The following is an 18,444-nucleotide window of genomic DNA, read 5'->3' as shown; positions in this document are numbered from 1 at the left end:
ATGGACCAGCACGAGCGCACCTATCTCCGCTTCCAACTGTCACAACGCACAGGACGTAGACACCTGTTTCGCGGGAAATGGATGACTGTCAAGGAGATCGCAAAGATCACGGGCATGGGCGAGACCACGGTCTATGCTCGCATCAATAGCGGCAAACCTCTTGAGGGGCCGGTCAGGATTGGCGTTGCACCCCGCCGCTACGAGTTTCGGGGTCAGCAACTCACGATCAACGAGATCGCTCACCTTGCGGGAATATCGCAGACCACAGCCTACAGCCGAGTATGCGGCAACAGAGTGTTGGAAGGGGATGACCTCGCCGACCCGTTCGCCAAACCTGACCCACGTCATTGGCGGCTGACCTTTCGCGGCATCACAGACACCTTAGCTGGCTGGCAGCGGCGCACGGGCATTCCTCGCCAGACGATCGCCGAGCGCGTCGACCTATTGGGCTGGACAATCGAGCGAGCACTGACCGAGCGTCCTATGAATGGAGGACAGCGTGTCCGTCTCCACCGCAACCGTCGCATCATCGATCACATCGCAACCATCACCCGACGCGGACGCAATGCGCAGATCGTTCGTAAAATTGCTGAGAGCTTACATTTGCAACGGCGTTTTCAATTGGAGCGCTCGACATGATGCGTTTCTCAAACCCAGCCTTGGCTTCTCTTGGGCTGTGGCATCGGCGTATTCCTGAACTTGAAAAGATGATGCTTGTCTTTCTGGCAGGTCTTGTAGTCCCTTTCGCCGACGATGTAGCTGATCTGCCTGTCTGCATTCAGGCAGACGGGACAAATGAAATGGATCGGCTGTCCATTGGCTTGATCGTCCTTGAGCTTGAAGACGATATCGTTTTGGCCGGTTTGAAAGAGTTCGTATCGCGCTCTCTCGTTGTCGAACTCGTCCTGTCGCTTCAGTTCTCGGCTGAGGGCTTTGATTGCCTCGCTAAGCTGGACGTTCATCATGTTGGCGGCCGTCAACTCTGTCGCAAGGGTATTGAGCGCTGCTTGGGCTTCGCTGTTGTCAGGCTGTCTGTCCGAGGCGAGCAGCTTCTTTACAGTCTCGACAGTGGACACCGCCTTCCCCGTCGCACCCAACGCAGTGGTTGCCAGTCCAAGAACACTCTCAATGGTGGTGAAGTCCATCATCCGTTCAGGTCTCCGAGATTGGGCGGCGAAGTGTATCGACCCCTGATTGCATCCTGCAAGCAAGACGGGGGGTCATCGACAACTTTTCGCAATCCGACCGGGACCGGCGCGGGTAGTCGAGAAATTCATTCAGAAGGTGTTTCGGCATGACCATCGTCACCGTGGCGACCGCGAAGGCGCATCTCAATATCACCGACGACGCCGACGACACGCTGATCGCTGGCAAGATCGCGGCGGCGGAAGCCTATGTCGACCGATGGCTGGACGTGAAGCTCGCAGACATGAACGCGGTCCCGGCCGACTTGAGGGAAGCCATCCTTCAGCTTGTCGGCCACCTCTATGAGAACCGGGAGGCCATGCTGATCGGTATATCCGCCGAAGAGTTGCCGTTGGGATTTCGGGAGATCATCGATCAGCACCGTGCGTGGGGGTTTTGATGACATCGCCCCAACTTGCCCTACTGCAACGGAAGCTCAACGCCATCCCGATCGCCGCCAAGCAGGCCGTCGAAACGTCCATGGAGAAGTCGGCACAGGAGATTGTCGCCCTCGCACGTCGCCTCTGTCCGGTCGATCAGGGAGCCTTGCGGGACAGCATCGGCTGGACGTGGGGCGATGCACCCGAAGGAACCATGGTGCTCGCCTCGACCAAGGGCGCGGTCCTGCGCATCACGGTCTACGCCGGATCGGACGAAGCCTTCTATGCGCGGTGGGTAGAGTTCGGGACCAGCACCCATGTCCCGCAACCGTTCTTCCTGCCGGCGTATCGGTTGCTCAAGAAGCGCGCCAACAGCCGCACGAAGCGGGCCGTGGCGAAGGCCGTGAGGGAGGCATTCAAGCGATGATCGATCCCAGTCTCGCCATGCAGGTCGCACTCCGCACCCGGCTCGTCGCCTCGTCGGCCGTGACCTCGATCGTGCCGGCCACCATGATCGTGGACCGCAACGCATCTCCTGCGCTCGACAATGGCATCGTCATCGGGGAAGGTCAGACGCTGCCCGACGATGGCCTTGCCCGCAACCGTCATGAGGTATTCGCGGACCTCCATATCTGGCGCAAGGAAAGCGGTCTCGTCGGATCGAAACAGATCGCCGGAGCCATTCGCCAAGCCCTCAACGATGGCCCCCTGACAGTCGCCGGCTATCATGTGGTCGACCTACGCATCGCCTCGACCCGGTTCATGCGCGACCCGAACGGCACCCATAGCCATGGCGTCCTGTCGCTCGTCGCTCGTCTCGTGGAGGTGGCATGATGCGCGCCGGCAAGCTCGACAAGACAATCACCATCGAACGCTTCGCCTCGACCGTGGACGAGTACGGCACGGTGACCGAGGAATGGACCGCCGTCGCCACCGTGCGAGCGCAGATCATCCAGTCCACCACCGAAGAGTTCATGCGGTCCTTCGGCGTGTCAGCCGAGACGGCGATCGTCTTCCGCATCCGCAACATCGAAGGGCTGACCACCGCCGACCGCGTAACTTATCAGGGACGCCCTCACGACCTGAAGGAGATCAAGGAACTCGGCAGGCGTGCCGGCCTCGACCTCCGTTGCGTGGCACAGGGGGTCTGATCGATGCTCCTGAAGTTCAAGGCCAAGCCGAAGCCCGGTGCAGTCGCCTGCACGGGCTCCAACACTTATCCCGAAATCCCCGATCCGTTCGGCTACGGCCAACGGGCAGTCGACTATATCCGATCGCTGAAACACCCCCTGTCCACGCTTCCGGGGAACGCCTATCCCCTCGACCCGTGGGCCGAAAAGATCATCCGCCAGATATACGGCCCCCGCCACCCGGACGGCACCCGCGTCGTCAAGCAAGTCGTGATCCTCGTCCCGCGCGGCAACCGCAAGACCACGTTGACCGGCGCAATCACCTTGCTCCACGGCAAGGGACCGGAGCGCCGGCCCGGTGCGCAACTCGTGTCGGTGGCCGTCGACATGAAGCAGGCGAAGGGCGTCTTCAAGGAAGTCGCGGGGATGATCGACGGCGACTTTTCGACCGAACTCGGCAACTCGTCGCTGGCGATGGACACCGCGCGGGGAGCCAAGATCAGGGAGTACAAGTCGCGGATCAGCTTTCCGGGCGGCATCGAATATGAGGCCTTGTCATCCGACGCCGGGACCGCCCAAGGTCGAACCCCCAGCCTGATCATCGCCGATGAATGCCATGCCTGGCTGAAGCGTGACCCCCGCGCCTTGTGGGGAGCGATGCGGGCCGGTGCGGCAAAGGTCTCGAACTCTCTCACCGTCGTCACGACCACGGCCGGAGCCGGTCAGGAAAACCTCGCATGGGACATCGTGGACTATGCCCGCAAGGTCGCGAAGGGCGTCATCGATGACCCGGCCACGCTTGCCGTCTTGTTTGAGGCTCCCCGCGATGCCGACTGGCGCGATGAGGCTGTTTGGCACGCCGTCAATCCGGGCTTGAAGCACGGCTACCCCGACCTTGAGGGACTTCGCCAAATGGCGCGGGAAGCGGAACACAAGCCCGCCGAACGCGCGATCTTCCAGCGATACCACCTCAATATCTGGCAGGATCACAGCACCAGCCCGTTTGTGGAAATGTCCCTCTATGACAAGGGAGCCGAACCCGTCGACCTCGACGCCCTCGAACATGAACCGTGCTGGCTCGGCGTCGACCTTTCCTCCAATCGAGACCTAACGTGCATCGTGGCCGCGTGGCGGGACGGGGAAGACGGCTACATCGTCCACCCTTGGTTCTTCTGTCCAGCCGACAACCTCGCCCGCAAAGCAGAGCATGATGGAGTGCCGTATCCGACTTGGGCGGAAGACGGCCACATAATCCCAACACCCGGCAACGTGGTCGACTTCCGGGAAGTCGAGGACACGATCCGCGATCTTTGCGAACGGTTCGAGGTGCGCGAGATCGCATTCGATCCGCACCTTGCCCGCGTGATGATGAGCAATCTTCGCGAAGACGGCTATCCGGCGATCGAGATGCGACAGGGCTGGGTCACCATGGCCCCCGCCATCAAAGAGCTAGATCGCGCCATTGTCGCAGGCCGGTTCCAGCACGGCGGGCACCCCGTCCTCCGCTGGAACTTCGACAACGTCGCGGCGAAGGTCGACCCGGCAGGCAACGTCACCTTCGACAAGGGCAAGTCCAAGGATCGGATCGATGGCGCTGTCGCCGCCGCGATGGCCGTGGGCCGTGCCGCCGCTGGCGGTGGTGACGAGAAGAGCATTTTCGACAATCCAGAAGTCAGCGCCGCTGACCTCGTTTGGTAGGAGCTACCATGTCCACCGATCAGGAACGCCTCGTCATCGCATTGGAGGCCCGCGTCAGGGATTTCGAGCGCAATTTCCAGCGGGCCAGCAAGACCGCCAACGACAATTTCGCCGGGATCGAGCGCAGGGCCAAGCAGTCCGGCGAACGCATGGAAAGCGCCATGAGCGGGTCAGCCTCCCGCTTGTCCCGCAACATGGAAAGCATGTTCGCGCCGTTCATGCGGGGTGGCGTCGTCTTCGCGGGCGTGGCCGGCGCAACGATGGCCGTCAAGCAGATCGCCAGTTCCATCGCCGAAGTCGATCGAGAAGCCCGCAAGGCTGGCGTCACGGCCCAAGTCTGGCAACGATGGACCTATGTCGCCGCTGCGACCGGAGCGACGATCGACGGCGTGACCGACGCCCTGAAGGAACTCAACATCCGGGGCGACGAGTTCGCGAAGACCGGCAAGGGTGGCGGGGCCGAATGGTTCATGCGGCTTGGCTACACCGCCGAGGAAGTCGGCAAGAAGCTGCAAGACCCCTCCCGCTTTCTTGATGAGATCATCGGCAAGCTGCAAACCCTCGACCGTGCCAGTCAGACCCGTGCGTTGGACGAGATATTCGGCGGCACCGGGGCGGAACAGATGGCCAAGGTGCTCGGCTTGTCCGTCACCGAAATTCAGAAGCTACGGGGCGAGGCGGCGACCTTCACCGACGAACAGATCGCAGCCGCCAAGAAGATCGACGCCGAATTTCAAACGCTCTGGCGGAACGTTCAGGTCTACAGCAAACAGGCCGCGATCGATGGCGTCGGCTATGCCCGCAAGATCATCGGCGCTCTTCGCGGCGAATGGCTCCCCGGCTATGAGGCTGGCGAGGATGCCTATGCGCGTCTCATATCCCCCGAGAACCAGCTTGCCGCCGCAACGCGCAACCGGGACGCCATCCTCGACCAGATCAAGGCGCTTGAAGATGGCCCCGACTTCGCAACGCGAGGGATGGAACTGCGCATCTTGCGCGGCCACCTCCAAGCCGCCGAGGAACAGGTCACTTCGCTTGGCGAAGCCGTAACGGAACTCGCCCCGATCACCGTGGAGGCCGGGACCGCCTTCGACAGCACCTCGACCCAAGCCCTCAACTTCAGGAACGCGCTCAACGACCTGAAGAACCTCGTCCCGGAGTTGAAGGCCGAACTCGATCAGCTTGGCAAACTGGACGCGGTGGACGCTGCCTTCCGGCAGGCCGCTGGCAACGCCCGCACCATGTCCGAACTCATGGGCGCGGTGGACATCGCCGGCCGTGCCAAGTCGATCGCCACCTACGGCTCCCACAACAACATGCTCGACCTGATCGGAGCCGCCGAAGGCACCGACAAGGGACGCGGCTACAACGAAACGCTCGGATACGGCGCTTACACGGGCGGTGCTCGCAACCTCACCGGCATGACGCTCGACCAGATCGACGCCATGCAAACACAGATGCTCAGGCATCCGAAGAACAGCTTCAATTCCAGCGCGGCCGGCCGTTACCAGATCGTGCAGAAGACCTTGCGCGGTCTACGCTCCGAACTCGGCTTGTCGGGGGATCGTCTCTTCGATGAGGCCACCCAAGACGAGCTTGCCCGTGCCCTCCTGCGTCGTCGCGGCAATGATGTCGCCGGCCTGCGCAACGAGTGGGAAGGGCTTCGAAATGTCGACGCCGGCACGATCCAGCAGGCGTATGGCGGCACGCCGGTCGCAGCGCAGAAGCTCGCCCCGACCGAAGGCCAGCAGAAGGCCATCGACCTTGCCAATCAGCAGACCGAAGCTCGCAAGTCCCTAAATCAGGCGATCCAACAGGGTCTCGAACTCGCTCAGTTCGAACAGCAGATTTCCGGTCTCAGCGCCCAACAACGGCAGATCGAGCTCGCTCTTTTCCAGTACCAGCAGGACGCCAAGCGCAACGGCCTGACACTGTCCGACCAAGAGCTTGTGCAGATGCGCGAGAAGATCACGCTCACCCAACAGCTATCGAATGAGACCGTCGCCGCTGCCAACACCGCACAGGGAATGGCTCAGGCGCAGGACTATTTTGCGCAGTCTTTCACCAGTGCTCTGACCGGCCTCGCCACCGGGACGACGACGCTGGAACAGGTATTGCAGCAACTATTGAACAGCCTAATTCAGGTGACTTTGCAGGCCGCTTTGCTGGGTCAGGGACCGCTTGCGGGCGTCTTCGGCACGGCAGGCGGTGGCGGATTGCTCGGCTCGTTCTTCGGCGGATTGAAGCTCGCATCGGGCGGTCATGTCCGTGGACCCGGCACGTCGACCAGCGACAGCATTCCGGCGATGCTCAGCGATGGCGAGTATGTCGTCAACGCCAAGGCGACCAGACAGCACGGCGCATTGCTCGAAGCAATCAACAGCGGCGGCGTCCGAGGTTTCGCGGCCGGGGGGCCAGTCGGTGGCAACTCCTATATCGGGGCGCCCTCAACACGGAACACCACCTACGCCCCGAACATCACTATCAATCAGCAATCATCCGGTGATCCCCGGATGGATCGAGAACACGCTGAGGCCACCGCCAACACCATCCGGGCGATGGTCCAATCCGAGATCGCCGAGACCATGACGAACGAGATGCGACCGCAGGGCAGCATCGCGAGGAAGCGGTTCTCATCCTGACCGGCATTGCAGATCAGCCGTTGTACTTTGCCGGGGGTAGCTCCGCGCTTTCGAACAGCATGGGGTCAAACGTGAAGTCGGTTTCGTACTGCGAAAGACCCCGAAAAGAACGCCATCTACGATGCGACCAATTCAGCCACGTAGCCGGTGCCTCATAGCGAACCGTTATAGATAGGGTATCATTTTTGAACCCAGCCGGCTTGTATGATGTAGGATTTTCGGGGTCGTCCGGGGCGTACACGTTAAGGTCGCTGGGCCGCACACGTAGAAGATGAAGCATCTGGCCCGGAGCAATTTGCCGGACGTTAGTATTGAAGATACTTGGAAGCTTTTCAAACGGGGGTTCTCTAACGAAATCCCCGGAGGTCTGAAAGGTAACGTTTTCCGCTCTAATTCCACCCACGTTCACCAACGAGAAATCGATGAAAACGTCTTGGTGACGGTGCTTGTCGGTTCGCAGTATTTTGGTGTTCGTGCTGTCCAGAATGTCGATTTCGAACGGGGGGCCAAATTCATTATGGATGGTTTGATAGATTTCGAGCATCGGGCGCTTCTGATTGACAATGACCTGAACACCTACCCGAAGCGCGCCGGTTAGTGCTGATGTGGGTACGTCCATCGCGGGTATCCTAGGCTAACTTTTAGTCTCGACTTCGATGATCAGGTTCACGATAGAGCGCAATCCCCGCACGTCCTCTCGCAGTTCGTCGACCTCGCTGCGCAGAGCATTGACCTGATCGTCAGTCCCTTGGCGGCTGTCGTCCTTCGCGAACGACGCTTCAAGCCGCATGGCGATTTCCGCGTTCAGCGAATTGCCGCTTGCCCTTGCCGCTTCCTCCACGCGCCGCTTCAGATCGGGTTGCAACCGCAATCCAAACGGCGTGATGTTTGCGACCTTCTTATCGTCTGACTTCATCATGTTTGGACATGAAGCCATTTAGCGCTTGGATGCAATGACTTCATGATGTATGAAATTGAAGTCAATGCGAAAGGAGCACGACATGGAACAGCAGATGCACACCATTAAGCCCTTCGGTCTTCGGATGCCCGATGACGTGAAGGCATGGCTCACCGCCCGCGCCAAGCGGTCGAAACGATCGATGAACTCGGAATTGTTGCTCTTGTTGGAACAGGCGATGTCGGCCGATCAGCAGGAGGCCGCGTGATGGCCGTCGAACGCCGTACAGCCGTTTTCCATCACATCAATCACTTTTGGATCGCCGGCTCTCAGTCACCGGACATGCACGACGGGCCGTTCCACTCGCGGAAAGAGGCGATCGACGCCGCCCGTGCAATGCAGATAGCAGCCGAAGCCGATCCCGATCACGTCGACATCATTGACGAGAACGATCACGCCGCAATGGCGAAGTACCTTCGATAGGGAGAGGACGTGCCGACCATGAATGTGGAACCTTTGAAGGCGGCCATCTACGCCCGCTACAGCACCGACCTCCAGAACGAGCGATCGACCGAAGACCAGATCGACCTCTGTAAAGCCTTCGCCAAGCGCGAGGGCTTTACCGTCGCCGGCACCTATGCCGACAAGGCCATGTCGGGCGCATCCATGCACGGGCGTCTGGACCTCGCCCGGATGGTGCAGGACGCGAAGGACGGTCAGTTCAAGGTGATCGTCGTGGAGGCGCTTGACCGTCTGTCCCGTGACATCGCCGATATGGCGACGTTGCACAAAACCATGGATTTTATCGGCGTTCGTATCGTCTCCGTGAACGATGGCGAGGCGAACACCATCAACGTCGCCTTGCGTGGTCTCGTGGCCCAGCTATTCCGTGAGGACAACGTCCACAAGGTCAGGCGCGGCATGAGCGGCTTGATCAAGCAGGGGTTATCGGCAGGCGGCAAAGCTTACGGCTATCGCCCTGACCCGACGAACCCCGGCAAGCCGCAGATCGTGGAAGACGAAGCTGCGATCGTCCTGCGCATTTTCGAGGATTATGCGAAGGGCACCAGCCCCAAGGCCATATGTCGCCAGTTGAATGCGGAGCATGTGAAGCCGCCGCGCGGCAAGCTATGGGCTCCGTCAGCGCTGTACGGCTCCGCCTCCCGTGGCACGGGCATGTTGCGCAACCCGATCTATGTGGGCCGCATCGTCTGGAACAAGGTCCACATGATCAAAGACCCATCGACCGGCAAGCGCGTGTCCCGCCCCAATCCCGAGAATGATTGGAAGACAGCCGATGTTCCCGACTTGCGCATCATCCCTGATGAGTTGTTCGATGCCGTACAGGCTCAAATAATCGGACGCGCGCAGACGGCCAAGGGCGGGCCGATCCGGGGCAACAATCGACCCAAGCGGCTCCTGTCCGGTCTTCTCAAGTGCGGCGCTTGCGGTGCTGGCATGGCCGTGGCTGGCGTCGACAAATCCGGTCGGACGCGCCTGCGCTGTTCGGCGCACACCAACAGCGGAGCCTGCCCCGATCCGAAGACCTTCTATCTCGCCGACGTGGAGGAACTGGTCATTCACAGCCTGACGAAGGAACTCGCCAGCCCGGAACAGATCGAGGTGTACGCCCGACGCTATATCGAGGCCCGACATGCACAAGGGGCGCACGAGCATCGCCGCCGTGCTGAAATCGAGGCCCGCCTTGCTGCCATCGCCAAGGACAACGATCAGCTTCTCGGCTTGCTCATGAAGGGCATCGGCGATCAGGACGCGATTGACGCCCGGATGAAGGCACAAGGTGCGGAGCGCGACGACCTCAAACAGGAACTCGCCAGCCTGCCAAAGGGCAACAATGTCGTCCTGCACCCGACCGCCATCAAGGCGTTCGCCAATAGGCTGATGGGGAAAGCGATCGACCCTCTCCGGCCGCCAAGGGCGCGTCTCGAAATGACGCTGATCTTGCTGGACGACATGGGCGAGCTTGCACCGATCGTGCGGGAACTGATCCGGTCGATCACGCTCGATCGTGATGATGATGGACGCCTGACGATCGAGGTAGAGGCGACACTGGTCCCGTTCTTACAGGAAGACGGCCAACCCGTGGGGGCTGCACCGTTGGTAGCGGAGGAGGGATTCGAACCCCCGACACAAGGATTATGATCTGAATACACGAAACTATAAGTTCTTTATTTTACGCAGAATACATCTATCTGCGCTAAAGCTGAGCTTGCAAGAGCGAGCGCAGTGAGAGGTGTATTTTATTCTGTTACAGCCACCACACTTATTGCCTCTTTGCAGCAAGAAGTTTCTTCGTTTGTGCGCTGACGATGCGAATATTTAACGTACAGATCGCGCTGAATTTGTCTACCAGCGACTTGCGGGTTTCGTTGGCTGCGCTTAATTCGCCGTCCTCCCACCAATACACCTCGCTCGTCATAGATAGGCTTAGATTGCCATCTGCGCGGCGGAACACGGTAGCAGTTGTGGCTTCGTTAGCTGATTCGGCAAAAAAATATCCCGTTGTTCCAGGCTTCGATCGCCCGGTCGTGCATCATCGCGAGGTCATTGACGACATTCCAGACCATTGTGTCATAAAAAGATGGCCAACGCATTTCAGTCGGCGGGACGGTCAGCGGCTGCTGAAACGAAGCGTGGATCGATGCCCATCTCGACGACGTCGTGACAAGTAAGTCTCTCAGCAACTCGTTCGCTGATAAGTTGAGAGCTAATAATATCGGGCGTTCGGATGTGCTAGCGGAATGCTCTTATAAAACTGATGGACGCTGATCTCAGAAAAATGAGCAATGATCTCCATCAAATTTATACGGACACACCACATGATCCTAAGCGGGTTATAGATGGGGAATTAATATGTACGTCACTATCGTTGCTGCCGGACTGGCTTCGTTGTCGAACGCTGGATTGGCGCTACCCGTCCATCCACAAAAGCCGACAGCGTATGTTTTCGAAGGCGGCGGGTACGGAACCGATAGTGCGTTTGCACGCGCTCGTGTCAGCGAAGAGTCTGCGGCGGCATGGTGTGATAACTGGCGTCCCGACGATGACGACTGTGCTGCGGTCGTGCTCTCAAACGAGCACGGCAAAGTTTACGAAGCCAAAGCTAATTGTCAGACGGGCAGCCTGATATCGACGTCCGACGACGAATATGTCTGGGACGGTTTCTGGCGAAACTCGCACATGGGTCTTTGGGAAGGCCAATATCGCTTTAAGCGAGCGACCGATGGAACTGTCGTACAGACGTCAAATGCGGATGGGGGCATCACGCTCGCTGCACAGTGGCGGCTGCTCTGTCCGCTTGGCACTCCTTACGATATTCAGCCGGGATCGTCCCGGAAGTCGAAATGTCATCCAGCCGTGAACTTGCCGGCCACAACGGTTCGGGGATGATGATCGATCATGGCCGCGGCGAAATCGTATATCTGAGCCCTCGGGAGGGACTGGCTGGCCTCATTGAGTATGGACAGGTGCTGTTTCGCGGAAATATCACGCAAGACTTCTTTGACGGCGTCGCATATGTCTTCAAAAAGGGATGCCATCCGGCTCCATATCGCGTCTTTGGGAATTGGCCGCATGACAGCGACAAGCTGATCCTTGAAGGCGCGTCGCCGGTTCGGGATGGATGTGAAGTCATTGAGCATACGCGGGACGCATCCAGCGCACGGCTGGTAATAGATCTACCTCATCACTGACGGTCCAGTATCCTCGAGACTGAATGGCGCGAAATTCGGATCCCGCGCTTGCAACCCCATGCTCATAACTCTGGATTGGCCGGCTGGCGCGGGCCAGCGACGTTTTCGCGCGAAACAATATCCAGAAAACAAAAGCGCCGCGGGATGCGAAAGTAAACTCTCGCGCACATACGGAAAAAAGATGGATCAGGAACAAAGCGCGGACGCCGAAGAAGAAGCGCGCGATAACCGAATACAGGAACGTCTCGGCGATACGATTGAAGCCGCAGCTAAGACGGCGCGCTCAGTATATTACCCCTCAGACGAGGCAAAGACGCATCTCGAAACCCTCGACCTCGAGAGCTGGAAACGAGAACGTCTGAAATCTTCGTTCGAAGCTGTCTTCAGCGTGACCACGCAGGTGTATTCGAAGGAAAGTCCCGGCCGCCATGCCCACGGCGTCCCTGTGTTGGATCGACAAAGCGCCGCTAACCTGATGACCTCGACGGAGCGAGCCATGGTCGGCGAGCTGCGCTCGGTCAACGAAGTTCGCAAGCGAATCAAGCTGGGAAACTATAGTTGCCAGGAACAGATGCATCCCGTCGTCGCAACTGAACATGGTTGCAGCGCCTGCCACGAAACCGGAGCCAACACGTGCCACCATTGCTCTGGGCATGGCAAAACGAATTGCAACTGGTGTTTCATGGGAAAGAAAGCCTGCCCGGCGTGCACCGGATCGGGCACCCAGCAGGATTCGTACGGAAGAAACATCCAGTGCTATCGCTGTCACTACGGCAAGGTCGACTGCGATGCCTGCTACGGAACAACAAAAGTCTCATGCACAAATTGCGGAGGGCACGGCGAGATCAGGTGCGGCCCTTGCAATGGTTACGGCATGTTTACGCGCCTTTTGAGTTTGGGCGTGAAAACTGACGGATCGCTCTCCTCTACGGCCGCACTGCCGCCGAAGGAAGAAAGCCTGATGATGGATTGGGCAAGCGGCGGCTTTCAAGGCGACATCAAGGCCAACGACCAATGGCTGCCGTGGACTGACGCCACTTCGGCGTCTGTCGAACTGTCATCTGAAAACGACGTCCACAAAGCCTCGGTGAAAATTCGCGCCAACGCTACGCTGGCTTCGGGCACTTGCTCCATTGTCGGAAACACTTTTGACTTCAAGCACCTTTACGCCGCGAAAGAAACGACCTGGTTCACGCCGTTTCTCGACGGTCAAGCCCAGGCGGCAACGACAGCCGCAGTCGAAGCCAGCACCGCCAGACCGTCGGAATTTCTTGAAAGAATGGCACGCTTTCCGGGCCTGCTAAGTGCTCTGAGAAGCGGATACGACGATGGAAATGGCAAGCAGGATTGCACGCGCGCAGTAGAGAAAAATACTCTCGGCGCCGTTTCGATCAAATATGTAATTTCTGTTTGCGAATACTACGAAAAATGCATCGAACAGTTCAAACTGAATGCGGTGAGAAATGCCGTATGGCGCCCCCTGCTCGTTGTGGGCGGCGCATGGGCCATCTCCCAGTCACTGGGATTGCCTGAACTGGCAGCCAAGGCTAATTTTCCTTTTGCCGTCGGAGCATTTGCCGCCTCGGCCTATCTCCTTGCTGCCGCAACTATTCGAAACTCGGCAAAACGAGCCCTACGGCGCGAAACAGGAGCTAAAACACAAGTATCGCTCGGACGCGACGGCCGCGTCATACCCATAGCAGTCGCTATTCTGTGCGGCGCGACGGTATATTTTGGCGTCGACATCTGGCCATGGAGCAAGCCGGACCTGTCTGCGCAAGGAATAGATTGGCTCTTGAAAAATATTGAAAACAAACTCGCGAATTACTAATCGAAATCAAGATAGCTCATAACAATCACATTGATGGCCGCGACGTTGGCAATGGAACTCCCGTGTCCGGCAAATTCCTGTAATTCGCGTCACTGACGACGCCGACAATATCGATGGCGTTTTGCCGGCTGTTTTCATCCGCCGACGCAGGCAAATGCGCGACCATCAATTGCCACGCACCGAAACTGAGCGCATTGCCCAAAAACGTGAATTTGGGTTGTATTGAAATAGCTCCCTCGAGAACGGAGCTGTAAAATCCCCTTGCGCGCAGCTCGGCAAAGGCTGAGGTACCCGTGATGGCGTTTCCAGCCAGGAACATGTAGCCAAAAGCGCATGTCGTAAGGGCGAGTGAAGATCCATACCGCAAAGACAGCATTTTTTTGTGAGCAAGGCTTCGGCTTAAGCCATACATCCAGGAAAGATAGCTGACGAACTTGAAGATATGCAGCGCTGCGCCTGCAATCGACAGCAGTATCGCCATCGCCGGTAGCCGGGTCGCCTTCATCGCAGCAACCCCGAAGACCTCGTATCTGCCGTAGTTGGAGAATTCGCCACTGGAGCTATTGAAGGCATCCGCCAACTCCTTGGAAAGCGAAGCGGCCCGCGGTTCGTAAACGATGCTGACAAAATCACCATCAGAAATTTCGGGTAATATGGGCGAGCCGGACACGGGCAATCCAATGTCCTCGCGAATCCTTTTCTGAATGACCGAATGCTTGAGAAAAGATTCGAAACGTAAGCCAGGCTCGATGTAGCCGCCGGCCGAATTATTTACGCCATTACGATAGCGCTCTTCCACCTGACGCCGCAATTCCTCCGAGGCGGCTCTCTTGAAGCCGCGCTCGTCATTTGGGTGCCAGTTGTCTCGAACCGGAACACCACTGGCTTGTACCTGTCGCCGCACCCGTGCGGCCCCTGCACCACTCCAACTCGTAACATGAGCGAGGTTCTGTCTGCGCAGGCGATCTCGATATGTATTCCAATGTCGATCGGCCTCCTGACCGGCTCCAGAAAGGCGGCTCGAACGTGCCATCGACGCTTCTTCGTAGCTGTCAAACGCCGTTCGGACGCCCCCGAAGATCGGCTCGAACACGCGCGCCCTGAAGTGCTGAGGCGTCCCCAGAAAACGTGCCGCCTCCAGCGAGGCCTTATCCTCCACATTGGCGCCTGCGACCGACACAAAGCTGCCTGGCGACGAGAGGACAGCTGCAACCGATATGAAGGCATTCCAATCATTCTCGTTTGAGGGGACCAGATCACCTTTACCATGCGCGGCAAAGTACCCCTTTGCGAGGTTCGCCTTGAACGCTTCATGTCTTACTTCGGCGGTGGAATGATCCGCGATATACTCGGCAAATACATCAAGCGACCGATAGGTAGAGTACGTGACTATAGTGGCTATTGCTGCCGCAAATATCGCGCTTGTCAAAAGCGGCTGGCCTCTTTTGTAGGCCACTGGAAATATCCAGATTCCCATGATCCAGATCGAAACGGCCAGACCTGTCAGCACGCGGCCACAGCGCTCAATATGATCGATCTCGTCCTGTGTCGGATTATTGCCCAGAACTTGCACAAGATGGACTGAAAAAGGAACCTCAAGGGTCAGATACACGAATGTTATCAGCGCCATAAGCGGGACAAAGGGCGGGATACGCTTGAGATCGAACATCGATATGCAACTCAACGTCTGCCAACCGCTGCGCCTTTGAGGGCTTGGCACTCACCGACGCGTCTCGCCAGCAACGTGCTCTATTTGCGGGGGTGATCAGTTTATTAGATTTCTACCCTACCTCGGCATAACCCATTCGGGCGGCGAGGGGGGAAAGGCTTCGACCGGAAGAAATCCGGGCGAAGCCGGTTGCCTGAATGCAGCGGCTTCGCCCAGTCATGATCGGACAATTCTTCCAGAGGCTAGCACCTGCCCAGAAGGCATGCGGTCACGGATTCCACGTCGATGCCTTCACGCGCGAGTTCATCGTGTGTCGCTGAATCTTCCACGTCAATCGTCCAGTCCGCGTCTGTCTCGGATGGGTTGAGCACGAGGCGTAGAACGTTGACCTTTTCCGCCGGTCCGGGGAAATCGAGAAGCATCTCTTGTTTTTTCCACATGAGATATCCGCTCGAGCTGAACGACACTTGCACGTCGCGTTCAATGCCATGGCAAATGAGTTCCTTGAGCTCCACATTCCTGCTGCCGATAGCTGAGCGGACAGAAACGGTGTTCGTCAGGAACTCGGGCGACGCGCCGGACTTGGCTACAGCTATGTCGCATCTCAATGCCCGCTCCTTTGCCTGCAATTGGCCTCCGGCTTCCTGACACGTTCGATAAACCTCGTCGCGAGCGTCGAACGATAGCGTGCGGGGTAGGTTCTCGCAAAGCGCCAACGCCTCTTTCGCTGCGTCGGTTCCAGGTTCTGCGTCGGCGAAAGCGGCGGCGATCTGAGCCGTTGCTTCTGTCCTCTGCCGGTCAGAGATGCTTTTCGTTGCGGTCGTGCAGGCCTGCTGGATCACGTCCCGACGATCACGCGACACGCTCGACCTCAGGGCATCGCATGCGTCCGACACCGACTGGGCTATTTCGGGTTCGTCTAGCATGTAGCTTTCCGACTGCTTTGCGATCGATGCCAGGCTCGCTTGAATGAGTTCTTCACGTCTTCGCTCGAGTGGTTGACCGAAAAACCGATGATACATCTGTGAGGAAGTGGAGACGTTTGAGACAACTGCGGCGTCGGGTTGCAGATTCTTGGTATCGATCAGTGTCGACATCTCGACTGGTAGGCCGAGAAGGCGGGACTGCTCCCGGCGAAGAGCCTGCGCAATCTCGCTCGTCCTCTGCATTTCAGGCCACTGGCGCGCAAGTTCATTTGCATAGCCTTGCGAGGAGCGATGGCATTCGCGCATCGTCTCGAGCAGATCCTCCGCAATATCGCGGCTCCAATAATCGGATGGAAGGCCCGTCGCGAACTCCAGCTTATCAAAATCGTAGCCCGGTGCGGCATCCTGAATCGCTGAAAAGCGCTGGCAGACGATCTGCCCGCCTGGATACATATCCGCGGCCGCAGAAGACCCGGCGACTTCATAGCGGTCGACCGCCTGCTGAAAGGCAGCAAAGGCATCGCGGAAATTGTTTCGGCCCTCGATCAGCTCCATAGGGCCGGAAAGCGCTCCGGCGAGAAGTTGCACAAACGCGTTGCGGTCGCTATCGGTTTCCAACGGCACCTGGGCGAAGTCCGAAACCAGCCCGTCGCGGTAGCGAGTCCAGAATGCGCTTCTCATCTCGCTTAACCGGCGAAGATAAAGCTGCTGGTCGAGTTCGGGCAAGGCATAGATTATCGGCGTGGATGCGAGCATTCCCGCCGCTGCATTCGCCGCCGCAGCGTCGGGCCGGGACGTCTCAAGGAATGTGAAAAGCTCGTCGAAACGCTCTTTCGGGCTTTTCGATTGGCTGACGGCGAACGGTTCGCACCCTTGATCCGGCGCCCCTCTCAGCCAGTCGGCGAGGATGGTGCCGTTATCTCGCGCAATTCTCAAACGCGGATTTCCATTGGCGTCGATGAGGGCGTCGGAACCAGCCTGCTCGACCAGATCGAGCCACTCGACGCGGTCGACAGCCGAGCGCTGAAAATATACCGTGGCGGTCGAGGCGTTTGTGCCCAGTTGCCGTCCGAATGTCCAGTCGGTCGTATAGTCCCTTCCCGAGCACGAGAAGCTGCCTGAATAATACGTCACGCTGTCGTCGTTAGCGTTGGCAGCACTTGCACCAGCAAGGAGGGCTACGGTTCCTATAGTAGCGATAATGTTTCTCATGGATACTCTGCTTGCGTATATTTGGATGCGGACCGCAACTAGAATGAGCTGACGGTCCATCCGCTGCTTGCTCGCAGCAATTCGACCGCCCCTGAACGGGTCTGCCGGGTTGAACCGAGAATTCCTCCGGACACTTCGAAGTTAACGTTGCAGCGATAGGCGGTTTTGCCGTTTTCGGTGCAGCCGATTTTTTCGAGGTTCGAAATCTTGAAATTCATCAGGCCGCCCATCGGATTCGTCCCGTAGCTGCCCATCAGTCCAGACGAGACCCTTCGCATTTGTTCCAGCTCGGAACTCATTTCGCGTTCGAGAGCCGAAACGATGTCTGCAGCGGAAGGCTCTCTATTCGAACAAGCGCCCAACAGGACTGCGGCCCCAAGGACTACCACCGCCGAAACGCGGGTGATGTTGGCGCGCACGCTCAGATCAACCACGAGTGGGGCTTCGCGATCGGCTGGTCACGGTGGAGATAAACGAGGCTTTTGATGCAGCGGATCAAATACCAGATGCCCGTCGCGATCCACAGGAGGCCCCCAATGAGAACCAGGGTCAAAACACTGCTGACAACGCCGAAAAGAAGCCCTTTCCAGAATGTCCCGATGAGATACGAGTAGTGGGATGCTAGCAACGTGGATGCCTTGCTCCGGTCGATATAGGCCAGAATCACTCCAGCAGGAGCGAAGAAAATCATTAGAAGGCCTGCAACATAACCGAGGGCCTTATTATGGATTGCAGTTGAATTAGGAGAAATGTCGGTCATGGTTCCATTGCCTCAAACATAGAATTTGATAATACTGATTGTCTTGAGGATGTTATATCGGTATCTTAAGCCCCACGCCCAGATTAGACCGAAAATCTATCCCGGGTCATAATCTTATCTCACATATTAAACGGCGGTTAAATTCCGTGATTTAATGCATGTTTGGACCGCCGATCGAGCGTTCGCGGCGCATGTGTTTAATAAAACGTATGTTCTAACGTAAAGATTGGTGCTGCGTGGACATGCTCCTAGACGACACGCCTTCCAATGGCTTCAGCCAAGCATCCGACTAGGCCACCGCATGTCACGTAACGCACATTCCATGATGTTTTCGCCGAAACGCGTCGCAAAGCCTTGATCCCGTTGAGCATCATCCGCGCTGCTCGTCGCGCTCGCCCTT

At 58.1% G+C, this 18,444-nt stretch carries 19 protein-coding genes; 12 read left to right on the top strand and 7 right to left on the bottom strand.

Going from position 1 to position 18,444, the window contains the following annotated elements; genetic code table 11:
• Window positions 1-639, top strand: coding sequence for a hypothetical protein (locus tag ALII_RS0112405; RefSeq protein WP_035449819.1), 639 nt, complete (start codon window positions 1-3; stop codon window positions 637-639).
• A gap of 8 nt (window positions 640-647) precedes the next feature.
• Here the strand turns inward: ALII_RS0112405 and ALII_RS0112400 are convergent, their stop codons facing one another.
• Window positions 648-1,148: a hypothetical protein gene (locus ALII_RS0112400; RefSeq protein WP_024587627.1), complete on the bottom strand. Its 501-nt coding sequence runs from the start codon at window positions 1,146-1,148 to the stop codon at window positions 648-650.
• A 146-nt stretch (window positions 1,149-1,294) separates the two neighbouring features.
• Between ALII_RS0112400 and ALII_RS0112395 the strand changes: the two genes are divergently transcribed.
• From ALII_RS0112395 to ALII_RS0112370, 6 genes are read left to right on the top strand one after another with little or no spacing between them, the layout of a single operon-like run.
• Window positions 1,295-1,585: a head-tail connector protein gene (locus ALII_RS0112395; RefSeq protein WP_024587626.1), complete on the top strand. Its 291-nt coding sequence runs from the start codon at window positions 1,295-1,297 to the stop codon at window positions 1,583-1,585.
• Window positions 1,585-1,992: an HK97-gp10 family putative phage morphogenesis protein gene (locus tag ALII_RS0112390; protein ID WP_024587625.1), complete on the top strand. Its 408-nt coding sequence runs from the start codon at window positions 1,585-1,587 to the stop codon at window positions 1,990-1,992. The genes ALII_RS0112395 and ALII_RS0112390 overlap by 1 nt, the downstream gene beginning before the upstream one ends.
• Window positions 1,989-2,399, top strand: a complete 411-nt coding sequence (locus tag ALII_RS0112385; RefSeq protein ID WP_024587624.1) for a DUF3168 domain-containing protein — start codon at window positions 1,989-1,991, stop codon at window positions 2,397-2,399. Before ALII_RS0112390 ends, ALII_RS0112385 begins: the two co-directional genes overlap by 4 nt.
• Window positions 2,396-2,716 carry a phage head closure protein gene (locus tag ALII_RS0112380; protein ID WP_348265982.1) on the top strand — a complete coding sequence of 107 codons (321 nt, stop codon included), beginning with the start codon at window positions 2,396-2,398 and terminating at the stop codon, window positions 2,714-2,716. The genes ALII_RS0112385 and ALII_RS0112380 overlap by 4 nt, the downstream gene beginning before the upstream one ends.
• A 3-nt stretch (window positions 2,717-2,719) precedes the next feature.
• Window positions 2,720-4,393: a terminase TerL endonuclease subunit gene (locus tag ALII_RS0112375; RefSeq protein WP_024587622.1), complete on the top strand. Its 1,674-nt coding sequence runs from the start codon at window positions 2,720-2,722 to the stop codon at window positions 4,391-4,393.
• A gap of 41 nt (window positions 4,394-4,434) precedes the next feature.
• Complete coding sequence (locus ALII_RS0112370; protein ID WP_152529629.1) at window positions 4,435-7,035, top strand: hypothetical protein; 2,601 nt, start codon at window positions 4,435-4,437, stop codon at window positions 7,033-7,035.
• A 13-nt stretch (window positions 7,036-7,048) separates the two neighbouring features.
• Here the strand turns inward: ALII_RS0112370 and ALII_RS0112365 are convergent, their stop codons facing one another.
• Window positions 7,049-7,654: a hypothetical protein gene (locus ALII_RS0112365; protein WP_152529628.1), complete on the bottom strand. Its 606-nt coding sequence runs from the start codon at window positions 7,652-7,654 to the stop codon at window positions 7,049-7,051.
• A 15-nt stretch (window positions 7,655-7,669) separates the two neighbouring features.
• Window positions 7,670-7,951 (bottom strand): Arc family DNA-binding protein, encoded by a 282-nt coding sequence (locus ALII_RS0112360; protein ID WP_280113766.1) that lies wholly within the window; start codon window positions 7,949-7,951, stop codon window positions 7,670-7,672.
• An 85-nt stretch (window positions 7,952-8,036) separates the two neighbouring features.
• Between ALII_RS0112360 and ALII_RS21280 the strand changes: the two genes are divergently transcribed.
• The 5 genes from ALII_RS21280 (at window position 8,037) to ALII_RS22440 (ending at window position 13,477) form a co-directional block, all read left to right on the top strand.
• On the top strand, window positions 8,037-8,201 hold the full coding sequence (locus ALII_RS21280; protein WP_161632261.1) for an Arc family DNA-binding protein: 165 nt from the start codon (window positions 8,037-8,039) through the stop codon (window positions 8,199-8,201).
• Window positions 8,201-8,416, top strand: coding sequence for a hypothetical protein (locus ALII_RS22455; protein WP_152529627.1), 216 nt, complete (start codon window positions 8,201-8,203; stop codon window positions 8,414-8,416). Before ALII_RS21280 ends, ALII_RS22455 begins: the two co-directional genes overlap by 1 nt.
• An 18-nt stretch (window positions 8,417-8,434) precedes the next feature.
• Entirely contained in the window at window positions 8,435-10,096 is a 1,662-nt protein-coding gene (locus ALII_RS0112345) for a recombinase family protein (protein WP_029660477.1), read from the top strand.
• A 1,202-nt stretch (window positions 10,097-11,298) separates the two neighbouring features.
• Window positions 11,299-11,646 (top strand): hypothetical protein, encoded by a 348-nt coding sequence (locus ALII_RS22445; protein ID WP_152529624.1) that lies wholly within the window; start codon window positions 11,299-11,301, stop codon window positions 11,644-11,646.
• Window positions 11,647-11,827: 181 nt separating this feature from the next.
• Window positions 11,828-13,477, top strand: a complete 1,650-nt coding sequence (locus ALII_RS22440) for a hypothetical protein (RefSeq protein WP_152529623.1) — start codon at window positions 11,828-11,830, stop codon at window positions 13,475-13,477.
• 25 nt (window positions 13,478-13,502) lie between these two features.
• Here the strand turns inward: ALII_RS22440 and ALII_RS0112315 are convergent, their stop codons facing one another.
• The 4 genes from ALII_RS0112315 to ALII_RS0112300 form a co-directional block, all read right to left on the bottom strand.
• Complete coding sequence (locus tag ALII_RS0112315; RefSeq protein ID WP_024587614.1) at window positions 13,503-15,146, bottom strand: hypothetical protein; 1,644 nt, start codon at window positions 15,144-15,146, stop codon at window positions 13,503-13,505.
• A gap of 242 nt (window positions 15,147-15,388) precedes the next feature.
• Window positions 15,389-17,284, bottom strand: a complete 1,896-nt coding sequence (locus tag ALII_RS0112310) for a hypothetical protein (RefSeq protein ID WP_152529622.1) — start codon at window positions 17,282-17,284, stop codon at window positions 15,389-15,391.
• Window positions 17,285-17,322: 38 nt separating this feature from the next.
• The gene (locus ALII_RS22435) at window positions 17,323-17,718 is read right to left on the bottom strand and encodes a hypothetical protein (protein WP_152529621.1); all 396 of its coding nucleotides are present in this window, start codon (window positions 17,716-17,718) and stop codon (window positions 17,323-17,325) included.
• Window positions 17,706-18,044 carry a hypothetical protein gene (locus ALII_RS0112300; RefSeq protein WP_029660476.1) on the bottom strand — a complete coding sequence of 113 codons (339 nt, stop codon included), beginning with the start codon at window positions 18,042-18,044 and terminating at the stop codon, window positions 17,706-17,708. The genes ALII_RS22435 and ALII_RS0112300 overlap by 13 nt, the downstream gene beginning before the upstream one ends.
• Window positions 18,045-18,444 lie beyond the last annotated feature (400 nt).

This window comes from Aliihoeflea sp. 2WW (assembly GCF_000497755.1).
Classification (GTDB): domain Bacteria; phylum Pseudomonadota; class Alphaproteobacteria; order Rhizobiales; family Rhizobiaceae; genus Aliihoeflea.
This window is presented reverse-complemented; position numbering and strand designations above follow the sequence as displayed.

What these genes read in the sequence shown, in the direction of transcription:
- ALII_RS0112405 (WP_035449819.1), top strand. Translation starts at nt 1, where the DNA reads ATGGACCAGCACGAGCGCACCTATCTCCGCTTCCAACTGTCACAACGC.
- ALII_RS0112400 (WP_024587627.1), bottom strand. Translation starts at nt 1,148, where the DNA reads ATGATGGACTTCACCACCATTGAGAGTGTTCTTGGACTGGCAACCACT.
- ALII_RS0112395 (WP_024587626.1), top strand. Translation starts at nt 1,295, where the DNA reads ATGACCATCGTCACCGTGGCGACCGCGAAGGCGCATCTCAATATCACC.
- ALII_RS0112390 (WP_024587625.1), top strand. Translation starts at nt 1,585, where the DNA reads ATGACATCGCCCCAACTTGCCCTACTGCAACGGAAGCTCAACGCCATC.
- ALII_RS0112385 (WP_024587624.1), top strand. Translation starts at nt 1,989, where the DNA reads ATGATCGATCCCAGTCTCGCCATGCAGGTCGCACTCCGCACCCGGCTC.
- ALII_RS0112380 (WP_348265982.1), top strand. Translation starts at nt 2,396, where the DNA reads ATGATGCGCGCCGGCAAGCTCGACAAGACAATCACCATCGAACGCTTC.
- ALII_RS0112375 (WP_024587622.1), top strand. Translation starts at nt 2,720, where the DNA reads ATGCTCCTGAAGTTCAAGGCCAAGCCGAAGCCCGGTGCAGTCGCCTGC.
- ALII_RS0112365 (WP_152529628.1), bottom strand. Translation starts at nt 7,654, where the DNA reads ATGGACGTACCCACATCAGCACTAACCGGCGCGCTTCGGGTAGGTGTT.
- ALII_RS0112360 (WP_280113766.1), bottom strand. Translation starts at nt 7,951, where the DNA reads ATGAAGTCAGACGATAAGAAGGTCGCAAACATCACGCCGTTTGGATTG.
- ALII_RS21280 (WP_161632261.1), top strand. Translation starts at nt 8,037, where the DNA reads ATGGAACAGCAGATGCACACCATTAAGCCCTTCGGTCTTCGGATGCCC.
- ALII_RS22455 (WP_152529627.1), top strand. Translation starts at nt 8,201, where the DNA reads ATGGCCGTCGAACGCCGTACAGCCGTTTTCCATCACATCAATCACTTT.
- ALII_RS0112345 (WP_029660477.1), top strand. Translation starts at nt 8,435, where the DNA reads ATGAATGTGGAACCTTTGAAGGCGGCCATCTACGCCCGCTACAGCACC.
- ALII_RS22445 (WP_152529624.1), top strand. Translation starts at nt 11,299, where the DNA reads ATGTCATCCAGCCGTGAACTTGCCGGCCACAACGGTTCGGGGATGATG.
- ALII_RS22440 (WP_152529623.1), top strand. Translation starts at nt 11,828, where the DNA reads ATGGATCAGGAACAAAGCGCGGACGCCGAAGAAGAAGCGCGCGATAAC.
- ALII_RS0112315 (WP_024587614.1), bottom strand. Translation starts at nt 15,146, where the DNA reads ATGTTCGATCTCAAGCGTATCCCGCCCTTTGTCCCGCTTATGGCGCTG.
- ALII_RS0112310 (WP_152529622.1), bottom strand. Translation starts at nt 17,284, where the DNA reads ATGAGAAACATTATCGCTACTATAGGAACCGTAGCCCTCCTTGCTGGT.
- ALII_RS0112300 (WP_029660476.1), bottom strand. Translation starts at nt 18,044, where the DNA reads ATGACCGACATTTCTCCTAATTCAACTGCAATCCATAATAAGGCCCTC.